This window comes from Methylocystis borbori (assembly GCF_036576025.1).
Taxonomy (GTDB): domain Bacteria; phylum Pseudomonadota; class Alphaproteobacteria; order Rhizobiales; family Beijerinckiaceae; genus Methylocystis; species Methylocystis borbori.
Window position 1 is genome coordinate 48,515 of record NZ_JAZHYN010000011.1, and the last position, 22,580, is coordinate 71,094.

Annotated in this window: 22 protein-coding genes; 8 read left to right on the forward strand and 14 right to left on the reverse strand. The window is 64.0% G+C overall.

Annotation, left to right across the window (positions count from 1 at the left end; translation table 11 throughout):
* Positions 1 to 26 precede the first annotated feature (26 nt).
* From trpC to V3H18_RS05740, 11 genes are all read right to left on the reverse strand, one after another.
* Positions 27 to 818, reverse strand: a complete 792-nt coding sequence (gene trpC, locus V3H18_RS05690; protein ID WP_332080991.1) for an indole-3-glycerol phosphate synthase TrpC — start codon at positions 816 to 818, stop codon at positions 27 to 29.
* Between the two features lie 92 nt (positions 819 to 910).
* Complete coding sequence (trpD, locus tag V3H18_RS05695) at positions 911 to 1,945, reverse strand: anthranilate phosphoribosyltransferase (protein WP_332080992.1); 1,035 nt, start codon at positions 1,943 to 1,945, stop codon at positions 911 to 913.
* A gap of 62 nt (positions 1,946 to 2,007) precedes the next feature.
* Complete coding sequence (locus V3H18_RS05700; RefSeq protein WP_332080993.1) at positions 2,008 to 2,622, reverse strand: anthranilate synthase component II; 615 nt, start codon at positions 2,620 to 2,622, stop codon at positions 2,008 to 2,010.
* A gap of 50 nt (positions 2,623 to 2,672) precedes the next feature.
* On the reverse strand, positions 2,673 to 3,785 hold the full coding sequence (locus V3H18_RS05705) for a site-2 protease family protein (RefSeq protein WP_332080994.1): 1,113 nt from the start codon (positions 3,783 to 3,785) through the stop codon (positions 2,673 to 2,675).
* A 265-nt stretch (positions 3,786 to 4,050) separates the two neighbouring features.
* Entirely contained in the window at positions 4,051 to 4,563 is a 513-nt protein-coding gene (gene ldtR, locus V3H18_RS05710) for a transcriptional regulator LdtR (protein WP_332080995.1), read from the reverse strand.
* A gap of 200 nt (positions 4,564 to 4,763) precedes the next feature.
* Positions 4,764 to 5,294, reverse strand: coding sequence for a DUF6163 family protein (locus V3H18_RS05715; protein ID WP_332080996.1), 531 nt, complete (start codon positions 5,292 to 5,294; stop codon positions 4,764 to 4,766).
* Positions 5,295 to 5,331: 37 nt separating this feature from the next.
* On the reverse strand, positions 5,332 to 6,864 hold the full coding sequence (gene trpE / locus V3H18_RS05720; protein WP_332080997.1) for an anthranilate synthase component I: 1,533 nt from the start codon (positions 6,862 to 6,864) through the stop codon (positions 5,332 to 5,334).
* Positions 6,861 to 8,768 carry a peptidylprolyl isomerase gene (locus V3H18_RS05725; RefSeq protein WP_332080998.1) on the reverse strand — a complete coding sequence of 636 codons (1,908 nt, stop codon included), beginning with the start codon at positions 8,766 to 8,768 and terminating at the stop codon, positions 6,861 to 6,863. The genes trpE and V3H18_RS05725 overlap by 4 nt, the downstream gene beginning before the upstream one ends.
* Before the next feature lie 159 nt (positions 8,769 to 8,927).
* Positions 8,928 to 9,983, reverse strand: coding sequence for an ACR3 family arsenite efflux transporter (gene arsB, locus V3H18_RS05730; protein WP_332080999.1), 1,056 nt, complete (start codon positions 9,981 to 9,983; stop codon positions 8,928 to 8,930).
* A 3-nt stretch (positions 9,984 to 9,986) separates the two neighbouring features.
* On the reverse strand, positions 9,987 to 10,514 hold the full coding sequence (locus V3H18_RS05735; RefSeq protein ID WP_332081000.1) for an arsenate reductase ArsC: 528 nt from the start codon (positions 10,512 to 10,514) through the stop codon (positions 9,987 to 9,989).
* Positions 10,511 to 10,849: an ArsR/SmtB family transcription factor gene (locus tag V3H18_RS05740; protein WP_332081001.1), complete on the reverse strand. Its 339-nt coding sequence runs from the start codon at positions 10,847 to 10,849 to the stop codon at positions 10,511 to 10,513. Before V3H18_RS05740 ends, V3H18_RS05735 begins: the two co-directional genes overlap by 4 nt.
* Positions 10,850 to 10,969: 120 nt before the next feature.
* On the opposite strand from V3H18_RS05740, the gene tpiA reads away from it, so the two are divergent.
* From tpiA to V3H18_RS05760, 4 genes are all read left to right on the forward strand, one after another.
* A complete protein-coding gene (tpiA, locus tag V3H18_RS05745) occupies positions 10,970 to 11,722 on the forward strand; it encodes a triose-phosphate isomerase (protein ID WP_332081002.1) in 753 nt (250 codons plus the stop codon).
* A gap of 100 nt (positions 11,723 to 11,822) precedes the next feature.
* Complete coding sequence (locus tag V3H18_RS05750; RefSeq protein WP_332081003.1) at positions 11,823 to 12,878, forward strand: hypothetical protein; 1,056 nt, start codon at positions 11,823 to 11,825, stop codon at positions 12,876 to 12,878.
* A 90-nt stretch (positions 12,879 to 12,968) separates the two neighbouring features.
* Positions 12,969 to 13,391, forward strand: a complete 423-nt coding sequence (ndk, locus tag V3H18_RS05755) for a nucleoside-diphosphate kinase (RefSeq protein ID WP_332081004.1) — start codon at positions 12,969 to 12,971, stop codon at positions 13,389 to 13,391.
* Between the two features lie 142 nt (positions 13,392 to 13,533).
* The gene (locus V3H18_RS05760) at positions 13,534 to 15,825 is read left to right on the forward strand and encodes a patatin-like phospholipase family protein (protein WP_332081005.1); all 2,292 of its coding nucleotides are present in this window, start codon (positions 13,534 to 13,536) and stop codon (positions 15,823 to 15,825) included.
* A 16-nt stretch (positions 15,826 to 15,841) separates the two neighbouring features.
* Here the strand turns inward: V3H18_RS05760 and V3H18_RS05765 are convergent, their stop codons facing one another.
* From V3H18_RS05765 to purM, 3 genes are read right to left on the reverse strand one after another with little or no spacing between them, the layout of a single operon-like run.
* Complete coding sequence (locus V3H18_RS05765; RefSeq protein WP_332081007.1) at positions 15,842 to 16,546, reverse strand: glutathione S-transferase family protein; 705 nt, start codon at positions 16,544 to 16,546, stop codon at positions 15,842 to 15,844.
* 23 nt (positions 16,547 to 16,569) lie between these two features.
* The gene (gene purN, locus V3H18_RS05770; protein WP_332081008.1) at positions 16,570 to 17,223 is read right to left on the reverse strand and encodes a phosphoribosylglycinamide formyltransferase; all 654 of its coding nucleotides are present in this window, start codon (positions 17,221 to 17,223) and stop codon (positions 16,570 to 16,572) included.
* Positions 17,220 to 18,284 carry a phosphoribosylformylglycinamidine cyclo-ligase gene (gene purM, locus V3H18_RS05775; RefSeq protein ID WP_332081009.1) on the reverse strand — a complete coding sequence of 355 codons (1,065 nt, stop codon included), beginning with the start codon at positions 18,282 to 18,284 and terminating at the stop codon, positions 17,220 to 17,222. Before purM ends, purN begins: the two co-directional genes overlap by 4 nt.
* Before the next feature lie 151 nt (positions 18,285 to 18,435).
* On the opposite strand from purM, the gene V3H18_RS05780 reads away from it, so the two are divergent.
* The 4 genes from V3H18_RS05780 to V3H18_RS05795 all read left to right on the forward strand — a co-directional run bounded on the left by V3H18_RS05780 (position 18,436) and on the right by V3H18_RS05795 (position 22,479).
* On the forward strand, positions 18,436 to 19,512 hold the full coding sequence (locus V3H18_RS05780) for a hypothetical protein (protein WP_332081022.1): 1,077 nt from the start codon (positions 18,436 to 18,438) through the stop codon (positions 19,510 to 19,512).
* A 178-nt stretch (positions 19,513 to 19,690) separates the two neighbouring features.
* Positions 19,691 to 20,407, forward strand: coding sequence for a DUF1013 domain-containing protein (locus tag V3H18_RS05785; RefSeq protein WP_332081011.1), 717 nt, complete (start codon positions 19,691 to 19,693; stop codon positions 20,405 to 20,407).
* A 58-nt stretch (positions 20,408 to 20,465) separates the two neighbouring features.
* A complete protein-coding gene (locus V3H18_RS05790; protein ID WP_332081013.1) occupies positions 20,466 to 20,780 on the forward strand; it encodes a hypothetical protein in 315 nt (104 codons plus the stop codon).
* A 40-nt stretch (positions 20,781 to 20,820) separates the two neighbouring features.
* Positions 20,821 to 22,479 (forward strand): acyl-CoA synthetase, encoded by a 1,659-nt coding sequence (locus V3H18_RS05795; protein WP_332081014.1) that lies wholly within the window; start codon positions 20,821 to 20,823, stop codon positions 22,477 to 22,479.
* The last annotated feature ends 101 nt before the right edge of the window (positions 22,480 to 22,580 follow it).

A 22,580-nucleotide genomic window follows, 5' to 3' on the forward strand; every position in this document is an offset into this window, starting at 1 on the left:
AAGCGCGCCGCATTGGAACGCCCGTCTCACCCCTGCAGCAGCGCGCGCGTCGCCATCGCGACATCCTCGTGACGCATCAGACTCTCGCCCACGAGAAATGTGAAAATGTGCGATTTCTCGAGGCGCAGGCAATCCTCGTGCGTCGCGATGCCGCTTTCGGCGATGATGATCTTGTCGCGCGGAATTTTCTCGGCGAGGCGTTCGCTGGTTTCGAGCGCAACTTTGAAGTCGTGCAGATCGCGGTTGTTGACGCCGATAAGGCGCGTCTCGAGCGCCAAGGCGCGGTCGAGCTCCCTCTCGTCATGCACTTCGACGAGAACGTCCATGCGCAAATCATGCGCCGCGGCGTTCAGGGCCTTGGCCTCGTCGTCGTCGACGGCGGCCATGATGATGAGAATGCAGTCGGCGCCAAAAGCGCGCGCCTCATAGACCTGATAGGGATCGAACAGAAAATCTTTGCGCAGCGCCGGCAGATGCGTCGCCTTGCGCGCGGCTTCGAGATCTTCGAGCCTGCCCTGGAAAGAAGGGCCGTCGGTCAGCACCGACAGACAGGCGGCGCCGCCGGCTTCATAGGCGCGCGCGAGCTTGGGGGGATTGAAATCCGGACGGATCAGCCCCTTCGATGGGCTCGCCTTCTTGATCTCCGCGATGAGGGCGATGCGCCGCTCGTTCAGCTTTTGCTCGATGGCGTGCACGAAGCCGCGCGGCGGATCGTGCTCCTGCGCGCTGCGCTCCAGCGTCGCGAGCGGCATGCGCACCTTGGCCTCCGAAATCTCGGTGCGCTTATAGGTTTCGATCCTGTGTAAAATGTCGGTCATTTCGCTTTTGCCTGGAACGAAAGGCGCGCGTGCGCGGCCTCGCATCTCATCGATAGTTCCGCCTCATGAATAGCCGATTAAGCGGCGCAATCCTATCCCGCCCGATTTAAGGGCTTCCGGTTGGAGCAGCGGATCAGCGCTTCGAGCTTTTCCCGCGCCGCGCCGGAATCGAGCGCGCGGGCGGCAAGCTCCGCCCCCTCGCGAATGTCGGCGGCGCGTTCCGCCACGACCAGCGCGATGGCGGCGTTCAGCACAGCAATGTCGCGATAGGCGTTTTTCGCGCCATCCAGCACGGCGCGCAAAGCCTTGGCGTTATGCGCCGGATCGCCGCCGACGAGCGCCTGCGCCGTGGCGCGGGGGAGCCCCGCGTCTTCAGGCGCGATGTCAAAGGCGCGGATCGCGCCGTCTTCGAGCGCGACGACATGGGTTTCGCCGGTCGTCGTCGCTTCGTCGAGTCCGTCGCTCCCGTGCAGCAGCCAGACGCGTTTGGCGCCGAGTTCGGCGAGGGCTTGCGCCAGCGGCGCTAGCCGGTCGCGCGAAAAGACGCCGATGGTCTGCCGTTCGACGCGCGCCGGATTGCACAGCGGTCCCAGAATATTGAAGATCGTGCGCACGCCGAGTTCGCTGCGGATGGGCGCGGCGTGCCGCATGGCGGGATGATGCGCGCTCGCCGCCATGAAACATAGGCCGGCTTCGCGCAGGCAGGCCGCCGCATCCTGCGGCGCGATTCCGACGCCGACGCCCAGCTCGCCGAGCACGTCCGACGCGCCAGAGAGGGAGGAGGCGGCCTTGCCGCCATGCTTGGCGACGAGCGCGCCGGCGGCCGCGGCGATGATCGCCGCGAGCGTCGAAATATTATAAGTGCCCGCGCCGTCGCCCCCCGTGCCGACGATATCGATCGCGCCCAGCGGCGCGTCGACCGGCGTCATCGCCGCGCGCATGGCCTGCGCCGCGCCGATAATCTCGTCCACCGTCTCGCCGCGCATCCGCAGGCCCATCAGAAAGGCGCCGAGCTGCGCGGGCGTCGCGGCGCCCTCGAAGATCAGCGCGAAGGCCGCGCGCGTTTCCTCGCGCGCGAGCGGCGCGCCGGAGGCGAGCGCGGCGATATAGGGTTTGAAGTCGGTCATCGGCGATCGGCGGTCGGCAAGAGGCGGTCGGCGTTTCTTAATTGCGACCGTCGGTTCATCCCTTACGCCGCCTGATCGCGGCGGCGCGGCCCTTCGTTCCATTCCCGCGCAAGGTCGAGAAAGTTCTGCAAAATCTTATGACCATGCTGCGAGGTGATGCTTTCGGGATGAAACTGCACGCCATGCGTCGGCAGGGTCTTATGGGACAGCGCCATGATGAGGCCGTCCGGCGTCTCGGCGGTGATGCGCAATACGTCGGGCAGAGTCTCCCGCTGCACCACGAGCGAATGGTAGCGCGTCGCCTGGAACGGCCCCTCGATGCCGCGAAACACCGTCTCGCCGTGGTGCAGGATCGTCGCCATCTTGCCGTGGATGGGCAATGGCGCGCGCACGACGGAGCCCCCAAAAACCTCGCCGATGGACTGATGCCCGAGGCAGACGCCGAAAATCGGCACGGTCTGCGCCGCGGCGGCGATCAGCTCCATGCAGATGCCGGCCTCATGCGGCGTGCAGGGGCCGGGCGACAGCACAATGGCGTCGGGTCCGCCCGCCAGCACCTCCGCCACCGAGACCGCGTCATTGCGATGCACGGTCACATTCGCCCCGAGCTGGCCGAAATAATGGACCAGATTGAAGGTGAAGCTGTCGTAATTGTCGATCAGCGTGACATTGGGCATGTGGGTCGGGTCCGGCGCTTGGTGATAGTCCCATAGGCCGCGCAGCGGCCTCAGGCAACCGTCGGCGGGTTGTCGCTTGGCCGGGCGAAGCGCCAGTCGGGGCGCACGTCGCGGATCATCATGATCTCGGCGAGCGACTGGCGGGTGAGCAGGCCGACGAGCCGGCCCTCGGAGTCGGTGACGCCGACCGCCGAGCCTTCCGTCAGTTTAGGCAGCGCCGCGTCGATATTCTCGCCCATGCCGATCGCGGCCGCGTCCTGGCGCATGAAGGGCGCGATCGGGCCGCCGGGGTCCGAGGCGCGCAGGGCCGAGACGATGTCGGGCCGCGACAGGAAGCCCGCGAGCCGGCCAGAGGCGTCGACGACCGGGAATTCGTCCTGCGAGGTCGCGAGCAGAGTATCGACCGCTTCGCGAACGGTCGCCGCGCGCGGGATGGCGGCAATGCTCGTCTCCATGGCGTCGCCGGCCCTTAGGCCCCGCGCCGCCTCGAACATATCCGTCATCTGCGCCTCTCCGGCCGCGGCGATATAGACGAAAATCGCGATGAAGAGCAGCAGCGGATTGCCGAAAAGTCCGGCGAATCCCAGGAGAAAGGCGAATCCCTGGCCGATCTGAGCGGCGATGCGGGTCGCGCGCGCCTTGCCGAGCCACATCGAGAGCGCGGCGCGCAGCACCCGGCCCCCATCCATCGGAAAGGCCGGTATCAGGTTGAAGAGGGCGAGGAAAATATTCACGGCGGCCAGCCGCTGCAGCAACCCGACCGAAGGATTGCTGATTTCTATCGCCTCCGACACATTCGCCGCGCCGAGGAAAAGGATGAGAAGGACGGCTATGACGATATTGACCGCGGGTCCCGCCAGCGCGATCAGCAATTCCTGGCCGGGCTTGTCGGGCATTTTGTTCATGTCGGCGACGCCGCCGATCGGCAGCAGGGTGATGACCGGCGAAACGATGCCGAAGCGGCGCGCCATCAATATGTGCCCGAATTCATGCAGCACGACGCAGGTGAAAATCGCCACGATGAACAGGAGGCTGTCGCGCGCCGCGTCGATCCCGCCCCGGTGATAGGCGGCAAAGCCGATCCACGCCAGAAGCAGCAGGAAGGTGACGTGGATGCGCACGGCGGTTCCCATGAACGTGCCGAGCGTGAGGGACCAGCGCATATTGGCGTCCTGCGGTTGTGATTAACGTCCAGTAAAATAGGTCTTATGAGGCCCTTTCGCCAGACCGGCGACTCTTTAGAGCAGGTTCCGAAAAAGTTGACAGACTTTTTCGATGAGAACCTGCTCCAATATTTTGATTTTGAGCGATTCCTTCCCGATCACATGATTCCATGTGATCGGGAAGCGCTCTAGACGAGAAACGCCGGCGAAGCGGCCCCTGGGGCGCTTGCCGGCGAAGGTTGGATAGAGAAGAAGTTGAAAAAATTCAGAGGCGGTAGCGGATCTGGTCGGTCCAGAAGCGCTCCAGCCGCGACAGCGACGTATTGAGCGTGCGGAACTCGTCGCAGGACACGCCGCCGATCTGCTCCACCGTCGCCGCATGCTTCTCGTAAATCTGCGCGACGATGTCGTGAATCTCCTTGCCTTTCGGCGTCAGGCTGATGCGCACCGAGCGGCGGTCGAGACGCGAACGGGCGTAGTGAAGATAGCCGATCTCGACAAGTTTCTTGACGTTGTAGGAAACATTGGAGCCAAGATAATAGCCGCGCGTGCGCAATTCGCTCGCGCTCAGATCCTTGTCGCCGATGTTGTAGAGCAGCAGCGCCTGCGTGGAGTTCACGTCGCCGCGGTCGCGACGGTCGAATTCGTCCTTGACGACGTCGAGGAGACGACGATGAAGCCGTTCGACCAGCGTCAGCGCCTCGAGATAGACGGGGCGGATTTCATTGGCGCGGGCCTGCTGCGGCGCGGGCTTGCTCATGTTGGTCACGGCGCTCATCGTCTTCTCCATCGGGTGGATGCGTTACGCATCTCTTGATCACTTTCGATGGGAGGAAATTAGGACGCGGCGAATGAAAAGCGGCTTAAACAACAGCCTGAATCCGCCGTTTACCTCGATAAGGCGGTTTGCGGTGAATGATAAATGAATGGAAACGTTCGATTTACGAAGTTGAATCGCTTTTAACCGCGGCGCTGCCTTCAACTCTCCGACGCCGGCTTCGCGGGCTTTTTGTCGAATCTGCGTCGACGGCGCAGCTCTCGCATCCGCTGCGCCTCGACATCCCGGCCGGCTTCGAAGGTCAAGCCAAAATACATGGCGATGAGCACGGCGTTGACCCCGATCAGCCAATAGCCGCCGAGAAAAAAGCTCGGCATGCTCAGGGTGAGAAAGATTTGCGCGCTGGCGATGAGCAGCCACAACACGCCGCCCCAGGGCGTCGCGAGCCAGAGGCCGACGGCGGCGATGAGGTCGAGAACGGCGAAGAAGACGACGGCGAAGGCCGCGCTTTGCGGCATGGTCTCGAAGATCGTGCGATCGGCGACCAGAATCAGCCGCCATTGCATCATGCCCTGCACCAGCCAGAACAGCGCGACGATGCGCATGAAGCGCGACAGCAGCGCGCCCCATTTGGCCGTGTCGCCGGCGGCGCTCGAGTCGCCGACGCGGATCGCGCGATAAGGATCGTCGCCATCGTCGTAGATCGTCGGGCCGGGCATCGGAAATCTCATCGCTCCTCCGGCAGTTTACGCAAATTCGCCTGCGTGACTACTGGCCGCGCTTGGCCCGCGTCGCGAAGCGCACCGCCTCTTCGGCGGCGCGAAACAGCGCCTTGGCCTTATTGACGCATTCGCGATGCTCATATTCCGGCTCGCTGTCGTAGACGACGCCCGCGCCCGATTGCACATGCATCTTGCCTTTCTTCACGATCGCCGTGCGCAAAACGATGCAGGTGTCCATCTGGCCGCCGGAGCCGAAATAGCCGATGCAGCCGCCATAGATGCCGCGCCTGTCAGTCTCGAGCTCGTCGATGATCTCCATGGCGCGCACCTTGGGCGCGCCCGAGACCGTGCCGGCGGGAAAGCCGGCTGCGAGCGCGTCGATGCAATCGTGACGCGCGTCGTCGAGTTCGCCTTCGACGTTGGAGACGATATGCATCACGTGGCTGTATCGTTCGATCGCGAAGCTCTCGGTCACGCGCACGGTGCCGGTCTTGGCGACGCGGCCGACGTCATTGCGGCCAAGATCGAGCAGCATCAGATGTTCGGCGCGCTCCTTCTCGTCGGCGAGAAGATCCGCGGCGAGACGCTCGTCCTCGGCCGGCGCCTCGCTGCGCCAGCGCGTGCCGGCGATGGGACGGATCGTCACCTTGCCGTCGGCGACGCGCACGAGAATTTCCGGGCTTGAGCAGACGATCTGGAAATCGCCGAAATCGAGAAAGCAGAGGAAGGGCGCCGGATTGACGCGCCGCAAAGCGCGATAGAGCGCGAAAGCGGGCAGGGCGAAGGGCGCCGTGAAACGCTGCGACAGGACGACCTGAAAGATATCGCCGGCGCGGATATATTCCTTGGCGCGCTCGACCATTTCGAGAAAGCGCGGCTGGGGCGTGTTCGATACGGGCTCTTCGGCGAAAACTCTCGGATCGACGCCCGCGTCGCGATGGTCGAGGGGGGCCTCCAACGTCGCGACGATCCTGTCGAGACGCGCGAGCGCGGCTTCATAAGCGGCTTTCGCCGCGACGCCCGCCTCGGGCCGCGCAGGCGTGACGATCGAGATTTCGTCGCGCACCGTGTCGAAGACGATCATGACGGTGGGGCGGACGAGCAGGGCGTCCGGCGCGCCGATCTTGTCTTCCTTCGCCGGCGCGAGGCGCTCCATCTGGCGCACCATCTCATAGCCGAGATAGCCAAAGACGCCGGCCGCCATCGGCGGCAATCGCGCCGCTTGAGGCACGGCGGATTCGGCGATGAGCCGGCGCAGCGCAATGAGCGGGGGCGCGTCGCAGGGTGTGAACGCGCGCGCATCGCCCAGCGCGTTGCGATTGATCTCAGCCCTGTCGCCGAAAACGCGGAAGATGACGTCAGGGTCGAGGCCGATCATCGAATAGCGGCCGCGCGCGGCGCCGCCTTCGACGGATTCGAGCAGAAAAGCCGCGCCCGGGCGTTCGCGCGTCAATTTGAGATAGGCGGAGACCGGCGTTTCGAGATCGGCGACGAGCTTTGTTACGACCAGTTGCGGCCGACCGGCGTCATATTCGACGCCGAAGGCGTCGAAGGCGGGCTCGAAAAGGGCGCCTGTCACTGGTCGCGTTCCGCTCCGGTCGCGGCCTCGAGCGCTCTTTGATTGATGTCGACGCCGATCGCCTTCTCCACCCCTCCGACATATTGCTCCAGAAGATCGTTGTTAAGCGCCGGCTTCAACTGCTCGGCGATGGTCTTCGCTTCGATCGAGGCGGGATCGAAGGCCGGCGTCGTAGCGTCGCGCACGAAGAACACGAGCCTCCCCTCATCGACCGGGACCGAGCCCGCGCCGCGCGGCGGCACGTCGAAGAATTGCACGATGATATTGGTATTGAAGTCCGTCCGCGCGGCGCGCTTCACGTCATTGGCGCGTTTCGCCTCGAGGCCCAGCTCCTTGGCGATGTCCTCGATCGGTTTGCCGGCGTTCAGCTTGCCGACGATCTCTTCCGCCTTGGCGGCGAGCGCTTTTTGCGCGGCTTCCGCGCGCATGGCCTCGGCGACGGCGTCCTTCACTTCCTCGAATGTCTTCTGTCGCGCCGGCTCGATGGCGCCGACCTCGAACCATACATAGCCGCCGTCGCGCGTCGCCACCGTGTCATTGTCGACGCCGACGTCGGAGGCGAAGGCGGCCTTCGCGAGATCGGGGCCGGCCGGAAGATCGGCGATCGGCTTGCCGTTACGGTCCGCGCCGGCCGCGTCAACGCCGTCGAAGTCGCGGGTCTCAAGATCGGCCGCCTTGGCCGCCTCGGCGAGCGTCTTGCCAGCCGCCCGTTGATCTTCGATCGCGTCATGCAGCCGGCGCACTTCCGGCGCCGCGCGCTGGGCGGCGAGCTCGCCGCGCAGTTCGGCTTGCGCCTCCTCGAAAGTCTTGCTGTAGACGGCGGGCGTAATGCTCTTCACGAGCGAGACGACCGCGCCGAAGGCGGTGTGGACGGGCTCCGTGAAGCCGGGTTGCGCAAGAGCGAAAACCGCGGCCCCGACCTTTCGATCGCCGAAGTCGCGCTCTTCGACGACGCCGAGATTGACGTCCTTCGGGTTGAGCTTCAATTCCGCGACAAGCGCGTCGAAATCGCCGCCGCTTTTGAGTTTGGCCAAAGCTTCTTCGGCGTCCTTGTCGGTCTTGAAGACGATCTGGCGGACCTCGCGTTTCTCGGGCGTCCCATATCGCTTCGACTTCACCTCGTCATAAAGCTTGCGCGCATCCTCGACCGAGACCTCGTCCGGCTTGCCGACGGTCGAGGGGCTGACCGTGAGCGTCGTCAGCTTGCGATATTCCTTGGCGTGGAACGTTTGTTCGCGCTCGGCGAAATATTTCTTGAGCTCTTCCTCGGAGGGCGCGGGCGCCGCGCCCGCGATGGACGGCGGCAGCACGATATAGTCGATCGTGCGGGATTCGTTGCGAAAGCGATAAATCGCCTCGACCATCAATTGGGGCGGCGCGACGCCGGCGATCACCACATCGGTCAGGAGCTTGCGCAGATAGGCGGATTTCTGATCCGCGACGAAGCCGCGTTCGCTGAAGCCGGCGTCATTGGCGATCTGCTTGAAGCGCAAGGCGTCGAATTTGCCGTCGGGGCCTTGAAAGACCTTTTCCGCGGCGAGCAAGCGCTGCGTCGTCTCGTCGCTCGCCGCGAGCCCGAGCTGCTGCGCTTTCTGATCGAGCGCGGTCTCGCTGACCAGGCGTTCGAGAATCTGTAGATGGAGACCGGCTTGGCGCGCTTCTTCATTGGTGACGGCGCGGCGCAGACGTTGCTGGATGCGGCGCAAATCGCTCTGATAAGCATTGCGAAAGGCGTCGACCGTGACCTCGCCCTTGCCGACGCGGGCCAGTCTCTGGTTCGTCATGCCCCGAAACACGTCCCCGACGCCCCAGATCGCAAAACTGACGACGATCACACCCATGACCGCAGCCATAATGGTGCGGCCGATCCAGTTCTGCGACGTGGCGCGCAGGCCCTCTAGCATGAGTTTTTCCTCCCTTCGCGGGCGTTGGGGGCCCTTTCGCCCCCGTTTTGGCGGCGGACTATAGGGAGGGGCCGGGCGCGTGGCAATGCGCGTCGGCGCGGAGCGTCGCCGCGCCGGAACGGGGCCTGCGCCGCGCGCCGGACGCGGCGGATCGCGGTTCTATTCGGCCTGCGTCGCGGCGGCCGCCGGCGCACGGGCCCCTTCGTACCAGCCCTTGCTGCGATTGACGATCCAGACGACGCTCAGCATCACCGGCACTTCGATGAGCACGCCGACCACGGTCGCGAGCGCCGCGCCGGAGTCGAATCCGAAGAGGCTGATCGCCGCCGCGACCGCGAGTTCGAAGAAATTGCTCGCGCCGATCAGCGCTGAAGGACCGGCGACGCAATGCGCCTCGCCCGCCGCGCGGTTCAGCAGATAGGCCAGGCCGGCGTTGAAATAGACCTGGATCAGTATCGGCGCCGCGAGCATGGCGATGATCGTCGGCTGGCGGATGATCTGCTCGCCCTGAAAGCCAAAGAGCAGGACAAGCGTCGCCAGCAGTGCGATGAGGGAGGCGGGGCCAATTCGCCCCAGCACTTGCGCCAGCCCCTTCTCGCCGCCTGTCGCCAGCAGGCGCCGGCGCGCGATCTGGGCGATGATCACGGGAACGACGATATAGAGCGCGACCGACAGAAACAGCGTGTCCCAGGGGACGCTGATGGCCGAGAGCCCGAGCAGCAGTCCGACGATCGGCGCGAAAGCGACGACCATGATCGAGTCGTTCAGCGCGACCTGGCTCAGCGTGAAATGCGGCTCGCCCTTGGCGAGATTAGACCAGACGAACACCATGGCGGTGCAGGGCGCGGCCGCGAGCAGAATGAGGCCGGCGACGTAAGAATCGATCTGCTCGGCCGGCAGATAGGGCCGAAACAGATAGCCGATGAAAATCCACGCCAGCAGCGCCATCGAAAAGGGCTTCACCGCCCAATTGACGATGAGCGTCACGCCGATCCCGCGCCAGTGCCGGCCGACTTCCCCCAGCGCGGCGAAGTCGATCTTCATCAGCATGGGAATGACCATCAGCCAGATCAGCGCCGCGACCGGCAGATTGACCCTGGCGAGCTCCATCGCGCCGATCGCATGGAAAAGGCCGGGAAGGAAATGGCCGAGCGCGACGCCCGCGACGATGCAGAGCGCGACCCACACCGAAAGATAGCGTTCGAAAATCGTCATGGTTTACTCCGCGACCTTTCGGGGATGGGTGGAGCCTTCGATCTCGCCGATGTCGCGCAGCCGCTGGCTGAGCGCGAGCCTGTCGAGGCGGTGCAGGGGGATGGCGCAGAACTGGTCGATGCGATTGCGCAAATAGCGGAAGGCCGTGGCGAAGGCGCGCTGCTTGTCGATGTCGCTTCCGTCGACGGCGGCCGGGTCTTCGATCCCCCAATGCGCCGTCATCGGCTGACCGGGCCAGATAGGGCAGACTTCGCCGGCCGCATTGTCGCAAACGGTGAAGACGAAATCGAGCTGCGCGGCGTCGGGGCCGGCGAATTCGTCCCAGCTCTTGGAGCGATAGCCTTCCGTCGGCAGACCCATGGTCTCGAGCGTTTGCAGCGCATAAGGGTTGACCGCGCCCTTGGGCTGGCTGCCGGCGGAAAAGACGTTGAACCGGCCGGCGCCGCGCGCGCGCAACAAGGCTTCCGCCATGATGGAGCGCGCGCTGTTGCCGGTGCACAGGAACAGGACGTTGTAGATTTTCTCGGTCATTTTTCCGGCTCACAATTGGCGAGGGACAGGACGTCGGCGGGCGCGCAAGCCGCGCCGCCGCAACAATCTTCGGCAAGAAAGCGCGCGAGCGCGTTGAGGCGCGAAAGATCGGCGCGATAGACGACGCTGCGCCCGCTTCTTGCGCCTGTCGCCAGTCCCGCGTGCGCGAGAATGTTGAGATGGGTCGACAGCGTGTTTTGCGGGACGCTGAGGGCGCGCGCGATCTCGCCGGCGGCGAGGCCTTTCGGCTCATGGCGCACAAGCAGCCGGAAGGTTTCGAGCCGCGTCGGCTGCGCGAGCGCCGCGAGGCAGGCGAGGGCGGTTTCTATTTCCATATTTCCAGATATATCGAAATATATGACGCGCGCAAGACAGGAAGTCAGGGTTCGAGCGCCGCCGCATTGCCCGGCCGCCCGCCCGCCGCTACCAAGGCGCATTGCCCAAGGAGCGACTCGATGACTCGCCGCCCGCTCGTCGCCGGAAATTGGAAAATGCACGGCCTGCGCGCTTCGCTCGCCGAGATCGAGGCGATGGGCGTGGATTATGACGCCGCTTTGCGCGGCCGCGCCGAACTCGTCGTCTGCCCGCCGGCGACGCTGGTGGCGCTCGCGCGCGATATCGCGGTGCGGGCGGGCTTGGGGCTCGGCGCCCAGGACTGCCATGCCGAGGCGAGCGGCGCCCATACGGGCGACATTTCCGCCGAAATGCTGAGGGACGCCGGCGCGGCTTACGTCATCGTCGGCCACAGCGAGCGCCGCGCCGACCATGGCGAGACCAACGCCGACGTTGAGGCCAAGGCCGCCGCCGCCTTGCGGGCGGGACTCGCGCCCATCATCTGCGTCGGCGAGACGCGGGCGGAGCGCGAAGCGGGAGAGGCGCTCGCCGTCGTCGCGGCGCAGATCGAGGGTTCGCTCCCTTCTGATGCGCCCGCGCAAATCGTCGTCGCCTATGAGCCCGTCTGGGCCATCGGCACCGGGCTGACGCCGACGCCGCAGGATGTCGCCGACATGCACGCCTTCGCGCGGGCGCGGATCGAGGCGCGGCTCGGCGGCGGCAAAGGCGCGCACATACGCATTCTTTACGGCGGCTCCGTGAAGCCCGCCAATGCGCGCGAATTATTGAGCGTCCCCAATGTCGACGGCGCGCTGGTCGGCGGCGCGAGCCTGGGCGCCCGTGATTTTATGGGCGTCGCCGCCGCCTATCGGTGAAACGCGGGGTCAAGCTGGACAATGACGCGGCCGCGACCATAAAATAGCTCCGATTGATGGAGGCTGCTTTTCACGGAATTCGTTGGGAAGGGGACGGGGCATGGACCCGATTGATTTCGGCGTTATCGGATTCACCGACGCGGACCGCGTCTATCCCGGTTCGCGCTACAGCGAGGTGCGGGACGCGATTTTCGCCAATCCCTATCAGAAAGTTTGGGGCGCGCCCGGAGAGCCGCCTTTGCCTTTCCGACAGCCCATCTTTTTCGACACGCTGCGCGAGATATGGCGAGGCCGGCATTTCCTCACCGAGGCCGCGCAACGTTCGGTCGACGCCCATGCCGATTTGCGTTGGGGACCGGACAAGAAAGGCTTCCGGCGCATCGTCCATCCCTGGGGCGTGGCGCTGACCGGCCTTTGGGAAATCACCGAAGAGAATGACTATACGGGCTATTTTCAGAAAGGCAGCAAGGCGCTTGTCATCGCCCGCTATTCCAATGGCGGAGCGGTTCAGCGCGGCAAGCCGCGGGGGCAGGGCATCGCCGGCAAGCTCTACCCGACGACGGACCCTCATCACGCCGAGCCGCTGAAGACCGCGAATTTCTTTACGATCGACGATATCGTCGGCGCGCCGACGCGCTATCTCCAGGATGTCGAATTCGTGAATGCGCCGAATGTGACGCTCTCCAACGATTGGGGGACGGCGCCGATCGTTCTCATGGCGGGAGTCATCTTCGCGATTACCGACAAGGATCCGACCGAGCGTCAGCTCCATGAGATCGCCGAGCTTGGCAAGCCGGCGGATGTTCTGACCCATGCGCCGAGATTCATGCGGCTGAAGCTCGTCGACGGCTATCCGAGGATCGAGGGCGAGGGGCTCGACTCGCGCGACGAGGTCCTCGCGCTGATGTTCGACAAGGGCGATCCGACGCCCAAGCGCCAACTCGTCTTCTCGATCGAGGTGACCGAGGAGGGCGAGGTGACGGGCGTCACCGGATTCAAGAAGGGAACGTTTCGCAACTGGAAGCGCATCGGGACGCTCAGCTTCGACAACGCCGTCGCCTCCTATAATAGCGACCACGTGCTGCATTTCCATCATCCGAACTGGCGCATGAACCGCGACGATCCCTCGACCGCCGTACGCCCTCCACGGCCATAGCGGCTGGCGCGGAGCGTAGGCTTGCCGCCCCGCTAAGCGCCCGATATAAGCGCGACGCCGAACACTCAAACCATAAGGCGACGCGCTCCAATGGCGATCGAACGCACCTTTTCCATCCTCAAGCCCGACGCGACGAAGCGCAACCTTACGGGCAAGATCAATGCGCTGATCGAGGAGGCGGGGCTGCGGATCGTCGCCCAGAAGCGCATCCGCATGACGCGCGAGCAGGCCGAGACCTTTTACGCCGTTCATAAGGAGCGGCCGTTTTTCGGCGAGCTCGTCGATTTCATGATTTCGGAGCCGGTCGTTGTACAGGTGCTGGAGGGCGAAAACGCCATCGCCCGCTATCGCGACGTGATGGGCGCGACCAATCCGGCGAACGCGGCGCCGGGCACGATCCGCAAGGAATATGCGTTGAACGTGGGCGAAAATTCCGTGCATGGCTCCGACGCGCCGGAGACCGCCGCGGTCGAGATCGCGCAGTTCTTCTCGGGCAATGAAATCGTCGGTTAAGCCCACCTGATAGACTGATTGCAAGCCCGGCCAGCGCTGCTGTCCGGGCTTTTTCGCGTTGGCTATAGCGCCGTGATATGCTTAAAGTTTATTGGCAATGCGATTGGCCGCGCCTTTTTTCATAATGCCTTAGAGACAGTAAATGAACGACACTGTAATTGACCGCGCTTTGAGTGGGAAAACTCCCACACTCTCGTCGGCTAAGAATGTTTTCGAAATCGGCGTCTCCATGTCGGGCGCGATCAGCGCCGGCGCGTATACGGCGGGCGTTTTCGACTTTCTCATCCAAGCGCTGGACGAATGGGAGAGGAAGAAGACGGAGATCGCCGCGTCGCTCGAAAAGGGCGAGATAACCGTTGAAGAAGCGGAAAGCATCCTGCCGCGACATTCGATCGGTCTGAAGGTGCTGACCGGCGCTTCGGCCGGCGCGATCACCGCCGCGATCGGCGTTTTGGCGATCGCGACGCAGGCGCAGGCCGAACTATTCACGCAAGAGGAACAGGACCAGCTGTTCCCCAGCTTTCCGTCCGATGCGCAAAAAGTGAAGTCTTGGCTGCCTAAGCTGTACGACGCCTGGGTCGTGCGCCCGTCTTTGCTGCCCCGCCTGTCGCCGGAAGGCAAGCGTCTCGGCTCTGGCATGCTGGAGACGTTCGACATTCAGAAGCGCAAGGATGCGCCAAAGGATGGCGGCCCAGACTATTTCGCGGCGAGCGAGGCGCCAGCGCCGAACTGGGAGAACGGCAAGCCCCTTTGCGCGCTGCTCAATACAACGGTGCTCGACGAGATCGCGGAGAATGTGCTTAAGACTCCCGAAACGAGTCCGCCGCGCTCCTACGTGTCCCAGACGCTGCACTTATATATGACGCTCGGCAATCTGCGCGGCACGCCCTATTCGATCACTTTCGGCAATTCCCGCTATGGCATGCTTACACATGGGGATCGCGCGCATTTTCGGGTGCAGGGGCTTGGATCGTGGAACACGTCGAGCGTTTTCGCCGACAATGACTATTCAATTCTACTCCAGAAAGACGCGCTGAAAGACGCCAATGCGGCAACGCCGACGAAGGGACCATGGCGTGATTTCGCTGTCTGCGCGCTCGCTTCATCGGCCTTTCCGATAGGGCTTTCGCCGCGTCTGCTCGCGTTGCCGTTCAACGATTATCGCGACCGGCTTTTTCCCGAGCCCACGCTGGCCGATCGCCAAGTCCAATCGCTCAAGGACGGGAAGCGCGTGCTCGCGCCGCACTGGCCGGAAGGGACGATATGCGGGGATTCCGGCGGCTACAGCCCCTTTATTACGGTCGACGGCGGCGTGATAAACAACGATCCCTTCGAATATGCGCGCTTCACCCTGATGGAACAGCTCGGCGCGCCCAATGAGCGCGACGTTCTGACGGCAATGCGCGCCGTTATCATGGTCGCGCCATTCCCCGACCCGCCCCAAATGCTTACCGCGGATAAGCCGGATGTTGACATCATCTCGATTTTGCGGGCGCTCATTCCGGCGTGGAAAAATCAGGCGCGCTTCAAGCTCAGCGAACTGGTGCTGGCGCTTGATCCCGATGTCGGGAGCCGTTTTATGATCAGTCCGGTGCGTGACTCGCATCGTTACAAGATTGCGAGCGGCGGCTTTGGCGGCTTTGGCGGCTTTTTCGCGCGCCAGTTTCGCGATCACGATTTCCAACTCGGCCGGCGTAACTGTCAGGCGTTTCTGCGCCGCTATTTTGCGCTTCCCCAGGAGTCGCAAATCTTTGCGGGATGGCGTGGCGGCGAGATGATGAAAGGCATGACGACGGTCCATGCCGATACGATGCAGGCCAACTGCCTATTGCCGCTATTCGGTTCGGCGAATGACGACGTTCCCGAACCGAGGTGGCCGTATGTGACGCAAGCCGAGTTTGAGACGCTGATGGAATTTTCCAGCGCGCGCTTTGACGCGGTGGTGAAGCGCGTCGTCGATGATAAGGTGAAGTTCTGGCCGCTAAGATACGTGCTGAAATTTGCGCTGCGCTGGCGCGCGGGCGGTCTTGCGGGGCGCAACTGGATGCTTTCCAAGCTGCGCTATGGCGTCGAGTCGGAGCTTCTCGCGCGCGGCCAGATTGCATTTGCAAACGGAAGCGCCGTACAGGCGGATGAAAAAACGCGCGCCGTGCTTTCAGCGTTGATTGATCCGAATTTCGACCTCCGGACGCCGTCCCGCATCGCCGCGTCGCTCTCGCTCGATCCAGGCGTAGTCGTAAAGATTCTCGATGATGGCGGCCGTCCAGAGCTCACGCCCTACGACGTATGGAAGACGCCGTGGACGGCCGACAATGGCGAACCGCTTTACACGAGCGAGCTGCGCCGGCCCGCCAGGTGGAAGTGGTTGCTGCTAAAGCGCTGGACGGGCCGCGACCATTACGGCCCTTTGGGTTCCGCGCCGTCCATTGGGTGAGCTGAGTAGCTTCTTCTTAGGGCGTGGGGAAGTAAGAACGCATCATGCGGTCGCGATAGGCGACGAGATTGGGCTTCGCCAGCGCCGCATCGCGGATGACCGACTCCGCCATCGGCGACAATACGGAAGCGACGAAAGCGAAAACCGTCGCGTCGGCGCCGCAGGGCGCGTCGCCAAAGAGATAGGGCTTCTCGCCGATCAGCGTCGAAAGCGCTTCGATGTCGCGACGGCCGAGCGCCTCGATCTCCGCCGCGCCGTGGCGGCCCATGCCCTGCGCCCAGAGCGAATTGGCGATCTTGCGGCGGATGAACGATTTCGCCAGCGGGCGCGCGGCGGCGGGGACGCTGTCGAAGAAGCGCGCGGGACCGCGCTCGAAATTGGCGTCGTCCATCCAGCGCGTATGAACGAGGATCCAATAGAGATGCTCTTCGCACATCTTCTCGACGCACCAGCCGATGGCCTTTTGCTCCTCGCTCAAATGCGCGTCGAAATCCTTTCCGTATTTCTTCTCGATATGAAAGCGGATGAAGGTCGAATCCGCGACGATCTCGCCGTCGTCATTGATATAGGGCTGTTTGCCCTTCGGCGCCTTTGAGAAGCCGGTACGATCCTCGACATAGTCGAGACCCGCCATCTTAAGGAGCGTCATCGCCTTGGTCACGAAAGGCGAAGCGTCTGGCAATCCGCTCGCGGGTTGGAAGCAATAGAGCGTGATCGTCATGCGTCCCTCGCCAATCAGCTTCTTTATGCGGGTCCTTCGGGCGCCAAAAGCCGCGCATCGCTTGCGGCAAGGGCGCCGAGCACGCGATTGCCTTCTATGCGCGCCACGCCCGACGCCACGAGCCGCAGCGCCAGCGGATAGATCGCATGTTCCTGCGCCAGTACGCGGGCGGCAAGCGTTTCCGGCGTGTCGCCGTCGAGCACCGGCACGGCGGCCTGCGCGACGATCGGCCCTTCGTCCATCTCCGGAACGACGAAATGCACGGTGCAGCCATGTATCTTCACGCCGTCCGCGAGCGCGCGCTCATGCGTATGGAGGCCGCGATAGGACGGGAGCAGGGCGGGGTGGATGTTGAGCATTCTGCCCCGCCATTGTTCGATGAACCAGGGCGTGAAGAGCCGCATGAAGCCCGCGAGACAGATAAAGTCGATGCGATAGGCTTCGAGCACCAGTTGCAGCGAGCGCTCGAACTCCTCGCGCCCCGCGTAAATCTTGTGATCGACGGCGGCGGCGGCGACGCCCGCCGTCTTCGCCTTGGCGAGTCCCGGCGCGTCGGGCCGGTTTGAGAGGACGAGCGCGATTTCCGCCGGATAGTCCGGTCTTCGCGCCGCTTCGATCAGCGCGTCCATATTCGAGCCGCGTCCGGAGATGAGGATCGCCGTTCGCAGACGGTTCACAATCCTAGCGTCCCACGCGTCACGACCCGCTCGGCGCCGCGCGCCTCGACGATCTCGCCGATGCGCAGCGGGTTTTCGCCGGCGTCGCGCAAGGCGGCTTCGACGTCTGCGGCGCCGGCGCGCGAGGCGACGATGGCCATGCCGACTCCGCAATTGAAGGTCCGCAGCATTTCGTTCTCTTCGACCTCGCCGGTCGCGGCGAGCCAGCGGAAGACCGGCGGCGGTTCGAAGGTCGAGAGGTCGAGCGCCGCGCCGAGGCCTTTGGGCAGCACGCGCGGGAGATTTTCGGGAAAGCCGCCGCCGGTGATATGGGCCAGCGCGGCGATATGGGGCGTCGCTTTCAATGCGGCGAGGACGGGCTTCACGTAAATGCGCGTCGGAGTCAGCAGCGCCTTGGCGAGGCAGAGGTCGCGCGCGAAGGGCGCCGTCGCGCTCCACGACAGCTCGGCGTGTTTCACGATGCTGCGCACGAGCGAATAGCCGTTGGAATGGACGCCGGAGGACGGGAGGCCGAAGATGACGTCGCCTTCAAAAACGTCGCGCGGCAGCAAGCGATCGCGCTCCGCCGCGCCGACGGCGAAGCCCGCAAGATCATAGTCGCCCCGGGCGTAGAGGCCGGGCATTTCCGCCGTCTCGCCGCCGATGAGCGCGCAGCCCGCTTCGACGCAGCCCGCGGCGATTCCTTTCACCACCGCCGCGGCGGCTTCGGGGTCGAGCTTGCCGGTCGCGTAATAGTCGAGGAAGAAAAGCGGCTCCGCGCCCTGCACGATGAGATCGTTGACGCACATCGCGACGAGATCGATCCCGACCGTATCATGAAGGCCGGACTCGATCGCGATCTTCACCTTGGTGCCGACGCCGTCATTCGCCGCGACCAGAATCGGATCGGCGAACCCCGCCGCCTTCAGGTCGAAGAGGCCGCCGAAGCCGCCGATTTCCCCGTCGGCGCCACGCCGGCGCGTCGACCGGACGGCGGGACGGATCAAATCGACGAGCCGCGCGCCGGCGTCGATGTCGACGCCCGCGTCCGCATAGGTGAGGCCGTTGGCTTTGGCTTGCATCGCGCGTCGTCCGGTTAGCGAGAATAATCCGTAATGGGCGCAAGCCGCCCCGGCTGTCAAATGCGGGGCCATGGGTTACGCTTTGTGCGTTTGCACAAAGTTTTTCCCTTCCCGCGGCGCTATTTGGAGGTCGGCAATGGAGGAATCGCCCATGAAATTACGTTTCACCGCCGACGACATCGCGGCCGCCCGCGACGCCGGCGTCATCGACGCCGCAACCTTCGAGCGGCTCGCGCAGTTTTTTGCGGCGCGCCATGCCGACGTCGCGGCGCCGGCGCAGCAGCCGCGCTATGACTTCGTCAATCTGCTCTGGTACGCCGGCGCGCTGATCGTGCTCGGCGCCATGGGCATGTTCTCGACGACCGCCTTTGGCCTTTGGGGCAATAAGGCGCTGCTCGTCACGGCGCTCGTCTATGCGACGCTCTTCACGGTCGCCGGCGCCTATCTTTGGCGCCGGCGCGGCTTGCGCACGCCGGGCGGACTGCTCATCGCCTGCGCCGTCGGCATGGCGCCGCTCGCCATTTTCGCCCTGCAGTCGATGTTCGACGCCAATCCCGCTGGCGAGGCGAAGCCATACAATGACTTTTACGTCTGGGTGAAGTCGAGCTGGCTGCCGATGGAGCTCGGGACGATCGGCGCGGCGTCGCTGGCGCTCATCGCTTTTCCCTTTCCCTTCCTCGTCATGATCATCGCCTTCGCGCTCTGGTTCATGTCGATGGATCTGACGCCCTGGCTGATGGGCATACAGGAATTTTCCTGGGATCAGCGCGTGACGGTGAGCATGTATTTCGGCCTCGCGGTCCTCGCTCTCGCCTGGCTCGTCGACCTTAAGCGCTGGGAGAACGGCGATTTCGCCTTCTGGCTGCATCTTTTCGGGCTCATGGCCTTTTGGGGCGGTCTTTCGTCGCAAAACAGCGGCGATGAACTCGGCAAGGCGCTTTATTGCGCGATCAATGTCGGCCTCGTTTTCCTGTCGCTCTTCCTGATGCGCCGCGCCTACGCCGTATTCGGCGCCATCGGCGTCACCACCTATCTCGGCTATCTCGCCAGCAGCGTCTTCAAGGATTCGATTCTTTTCCCCTTCGCGCTGTCGGGGATCGGCGTGCTGCTGATCGTCTTCGGCCTGCTGTTCCACCGCTATGGCGGCGCCATCGCCGAAACGCTCGGCGAATTGCTCCCCGAGCATCTGCGCGGGCTGCGCCCCGCCCATGCGCGGGAGCAGGGTTGAGGCCCGGGGGCCGCCAAATCGCGCCGGTCCCGCTTGTCGCTCAATTGATTGCGCTTTAGGCGGATGCGGCTTATATAGGCGGAATCCCGACATGGACGGTCGTTCTGTGGGTCGCTGGCGCCGGGCGGCGCGGCGCCGAACGTTCTCCCCATGCCCGTAACCCGAGGAGATATTTGAGATGAGCAACGCCCCGTTGATGCCGAAGGCGACGGCTGTTTGGCTCGTCGAAAACACGTCGCTGACCTTCGATCAGATCGCCGATTTCTGCAAATTGCATCCGCTCGAAGTGAAAGGCATCGCCGACGGGGAGGTCGCGGCCGGCATTCGCGGCCACGATCCCATTACCTCCGGCCAGCTTACCCGCGAGGAAATCGAGAAAGGCGAGCGCGATACCGCCTATCGGCTTCATCTCTCCGTCTCGAAAGTCGTCGTGCCGGAGGTCAAGAAGGCGCGCGGCCCGCGCTATACGCCGCTCTCGCGCCGTCAGGATCGTCCCAACGCCATTCTCTGGCTCGTGCGCAATCATCCCGAGCTCAAGGATGCGCAAATCATGCGCCTCGTCGGGACGACGAAGACGACTCTGAAGGCCATCCGCGAGCGCACCCATTGGAACTCCGCGGCGCTGACGCCCATGGACCCGGTGACGCTGGGCCTCTGCTCGCAGATCGACCTCGATTTCGAAGTCAATCGCGCCGCCAAGGACAAGCCGCCGGCGACGGAGGATCACGGCCAGACCCTCGTTCCCGCGAGCGTCACCACGAGCCCGCGGCACGAGCCGGCGACGACCGAGGAGGTTTTCGGCAAATCGGCGCCGGCGGCGCAGCCGGACGAGGAAGATAATTTCGACGCCGATCGCGTCTTCGGGCGGCTGAAGGATGTCGATTTCGGCGAATAGCGCCGGCCGGAAAGGCGGCCCGATTGATCAACCTCTTTCTCGCGCGTATCCTTCGGTTATGACTTCTTCCGCGCTCACTTTCGACCGGCTCGCCTATGTCGATCGCCTCAGAAATGGGGGGATCGAAGAGGGGCAGGTGCGCGCCCACGCCGAGGCGCTGGACGCAGCTCTGAAGGATTCCGTCGCTACGAGGAACGATTTGGATGAAGTTGGCCGTGACTTGCGCAGGGAAATCCGCGAAGTAGAAACACGGCTCGAAGCCAAGATCGAAACATCGGCCGCGAACCTCCGCGTCGAAATTCTTCGCTGGCTCATCGTGACGCAAAGCGCGCTCGCCGGCTTTGTCTTCGCGGCGATCAAATTCGTTCGTTAAACCGGCGCGTTGCGCCCTTTTCGGATCGTGGACTCGCCGGATGACCGACTCTCCTTATGATCGCGATCTCGACCGTAATCCCGCCAATTTCCAGCCGCTGACTCCGATCACTTTTCTTGCCCGCGCGGCGGCGGTGTTTCCCGAGCGCATCGCCATCGCGCATGGCGATCTTCGGCGCAACTATCGGGATTTCTATGCGCGCAGCCGGCGGCTCGCCAGCGCGCTCGCCAAGGCGGGAATGGGGCGGGGCGATACGGTCTCCGTCATGCTCGCCAATACGCCGGCCATGCTCGAATGCCACTACGGCGTGCCGATGAATGGCGCGGTGCTCAATACGCTGAACACCCGCCTTGACGCGGCGGTCCTCGCCTTCACCCTCGATCATGCGGAAGCCAAGGCGCTCATCGTCGATCGCGAATTCTCGGACGTCATCCGCGAAGCCCTGGCGCTCGCGAAAGTGAAGCCCCTCATCATTGACTACAGCGATCCCGTCTATGTCGGCCCTGGCGAGCCGCTAGGCGCCATCGACTATGAAGACTTTCTGCGCTCGGGCGACCCGGATTATGCTTGGTCGCCGCCGCCGGACGAGTGGGATGCGATCTCGCTCAACTATACATCCGGCACCACCGGCGATCCCAAGGGCGTCGTCTATCATCATCGCGGCGCCTATCTCACCGCGCTCGGCAATGTGCTCACCGGCGATATGGGCCGCCATCCCGTCTATTTGTGGACGCTGCCGATGTTTCATTGCAACGGCTGGTGTTTCCCCTGGTCGATCTCGGTGAACGCAGGGGTGCATGTCTGCCTGCGGCAGGTGCGCGCCAGTCTGATGTATGAGTTGATGGCCGAGCATGGCGTGACGCATCTTTGCGGCGCGCCCATTGTCATGTCGACGCTGCTCAACGCCAGCGAGGCGGAGAAAAAGCCTTTGACGCGCGCCGCGCGCTTCTTCACCGCCGCCGCGCCGCCGCCGCAAGCCGTGCTCGCCGGCATGAAGGCGGCGGGTTTCGAAGTGACGCATCTTTACGGCCTGACCGAGACCTATGGCCCCGCCGCCGTCAATGAATGGCAGGCCGATTGGGATGCGCTCGACGATGCGGCGCAGGCGCAGATGAAGGCGCGCCAGGGCGTGCCTTATCTCGTTCTCGACGATCTCGACGTGATCGACCCCGAAACCATGCAGCCCGTGCCGCGCGACGGCGCCACCATGGGCGAGGTGATGTTTCGCGGCAACGTCGTCATGAAGGGCTATCTGAAGAACAAGAGCGCGTCGGATCAGGCCTTTCATGGGGGGTGGTTTCACTCGGGCGATCTCGGGGTGCGTCATCCCGACGGCTATATTCAGCTCAAGGACCGCTCCAAGGACATCATCATTTCGGGCGGCGAGAACATTTCTTCGATCGAGGTCGAGGACGCTCTGTTCAAACATCCCAAAGTGCGGGCCGCGGCGGTCGTCGCCGCGCCGGACGACAAATGGGGCGAAACGCCATGCGCCTTCGTCGAGTTGAAGGACGGCGAACAGGCGACCGCCGAGGAGCTCATCGGCTGGGCGCGCCAGCATCTGGCGCATTTCAAATGCCCGCGCCATGTCGTCTTTTGCGAACTGCCCAAGACGTCGACCGGGAAGATCCGCAAATATGTTCTGCGCGAACGCGCCCGGGAGATTTGGCCGGCGAGCGCCTCGACGGCGTCCCTCTAAACCAGCGCATCCCCTAAACGACAAAGCCAGCAACCGCTCGTCGCGGATGCTGGCTTTTTGGGTCGGAAGCGGAGGTCCGGTCGGACCTGCCGCGCCGAAAG

Coding starts and splice junctions, on each gene's coding strand:
- V3H18_RS05715 (WP_332080996.1), bottom strand. CDS start 5,294: ATGAGATTTCCGATGCCCGGCCCGACGATCTACGACGATGGCGACGAT.
- ldtR (WP_332080995.1), bottom strand. CDS start 4,563: ATGAGCGCCGTGACCAACATGAGCAAGCCCGCGCCGCAGCAGGCCCGC.
- ndk (WP_332081004.1), top strand. CDS start 12,969: ATGGCGATCGAACGCACCTTTTCCATCCTCAAGCCCGACGCGACGAAG.
- V3H18_RS05760 (WP_332081005.1), top strand. CDS start 13,534: ATGAACGACACTGTAATTGACCGCGCTTTGAGTGGGAAAACTCCCACA.
- V3H18_RS05700 (WP_332080993.1), bottom strand. CDS start 2,622: ATGCCCAATGTCACGCTGATCGACAATTACGACAGCTTCACCTTCAAT.
- V3H18_RS05785 (WP_332081011.1), top strand. CDS start 19,691: ATGAGCAACGCCCCGTTGATGCCGAAGGCGACGGCTGTTTGGCTCGTC.
- V3H18_RS05725 (WP_332080998.1), bottom strand. CDS start 8,768: ATGCTAGAGGGCCTGCGCGCCACGTCGCAGAACTGGATCGGCCGCACC.
- trpD (WP_332080992.1), bottom strand. CDS start 1,945: ATGACCGACTTCAAACCCTATATCGCCGCGCTCGCCTCCGGCGCGCCG.
- V3H18_RS05735 (WP_332081000.1), bottom strand. CDS start 10,514: ATGACCGAGAAAATCTACAACGTCCTGTTCCTGTGCACCGGCAACAGC.
- arsB (WP_332080999.1), bottom strand. CDS start 9,983: ATGACGATTTTCGAACGCTATCTTTCGGTGTGGGTCGCGCTCTGCATC.
- V3H18_RS05790 (WP_332081013.1), top strand. CDS start 20,466: ATGACTTCTTCCGCGCTCACTTTCGACCGGCTCGCCTATGTCGATCGC.
- purM (WP_332081009.1), bottom strand. CDS start 18,284: ATGCAAGCCAAAGCCAACGGCCTCACCTATGCGGACGCGGGCGTCGAC.
- tpiA (WP_332081002.1), top strand. CDS start 10,970: ATGACTCGCCGCCCGCTCGTCGCCGGAAATTGGAAAATGCACGGCCTG.
- trpC (WP_332080991.1), bottom strand. CDS start 818: ATGACCGACATTTTACACAGGATCGAAACCTATAAGCGCACCGAGATT.
- V3H18_RS05750 (WP_332081003.1), top strand. CDS start 11,823: ATGGACCCGATTGATTTCGGCGTTATCGGATTCACCGACGCGGACCGC.
- V3H18_RS05780 (WP_332081022.1), top strand. CDS start 18,436: ATGAAATTACGTTTCACCGCCGACGACATCGCGGCCGCCCGCGACGCC.
- V3H18_RS05795 (WP_332081014.1), top strand. CDS start 20,821: ATGACCGACTCTCCTTATGATCGCGATCTCGACCGTAATCCCGCCAAT.
- V3H18_RS05740 (WP_332081001.1), bottom strand. CDS start 10,849: ATGGAAATAGAAACCGCCCTCGCCTGCCTCGCGGCGCTCGCGCAGCCG.
- V3H18_RS05765 (WP_332081007.1), bottom strand. CDS start 16,546: ATGACGATCACGCTCTATTGCTTCCAACCCGCGAGCGGATTGCCAGAC.
- V3H18_RS05705 (WP_332080994.1), bottom strand. CDS start 3,785: ATGCGCTGGTCCCTCACGCTCGGCACGTTCATGGGAACCGCCGTGCGC.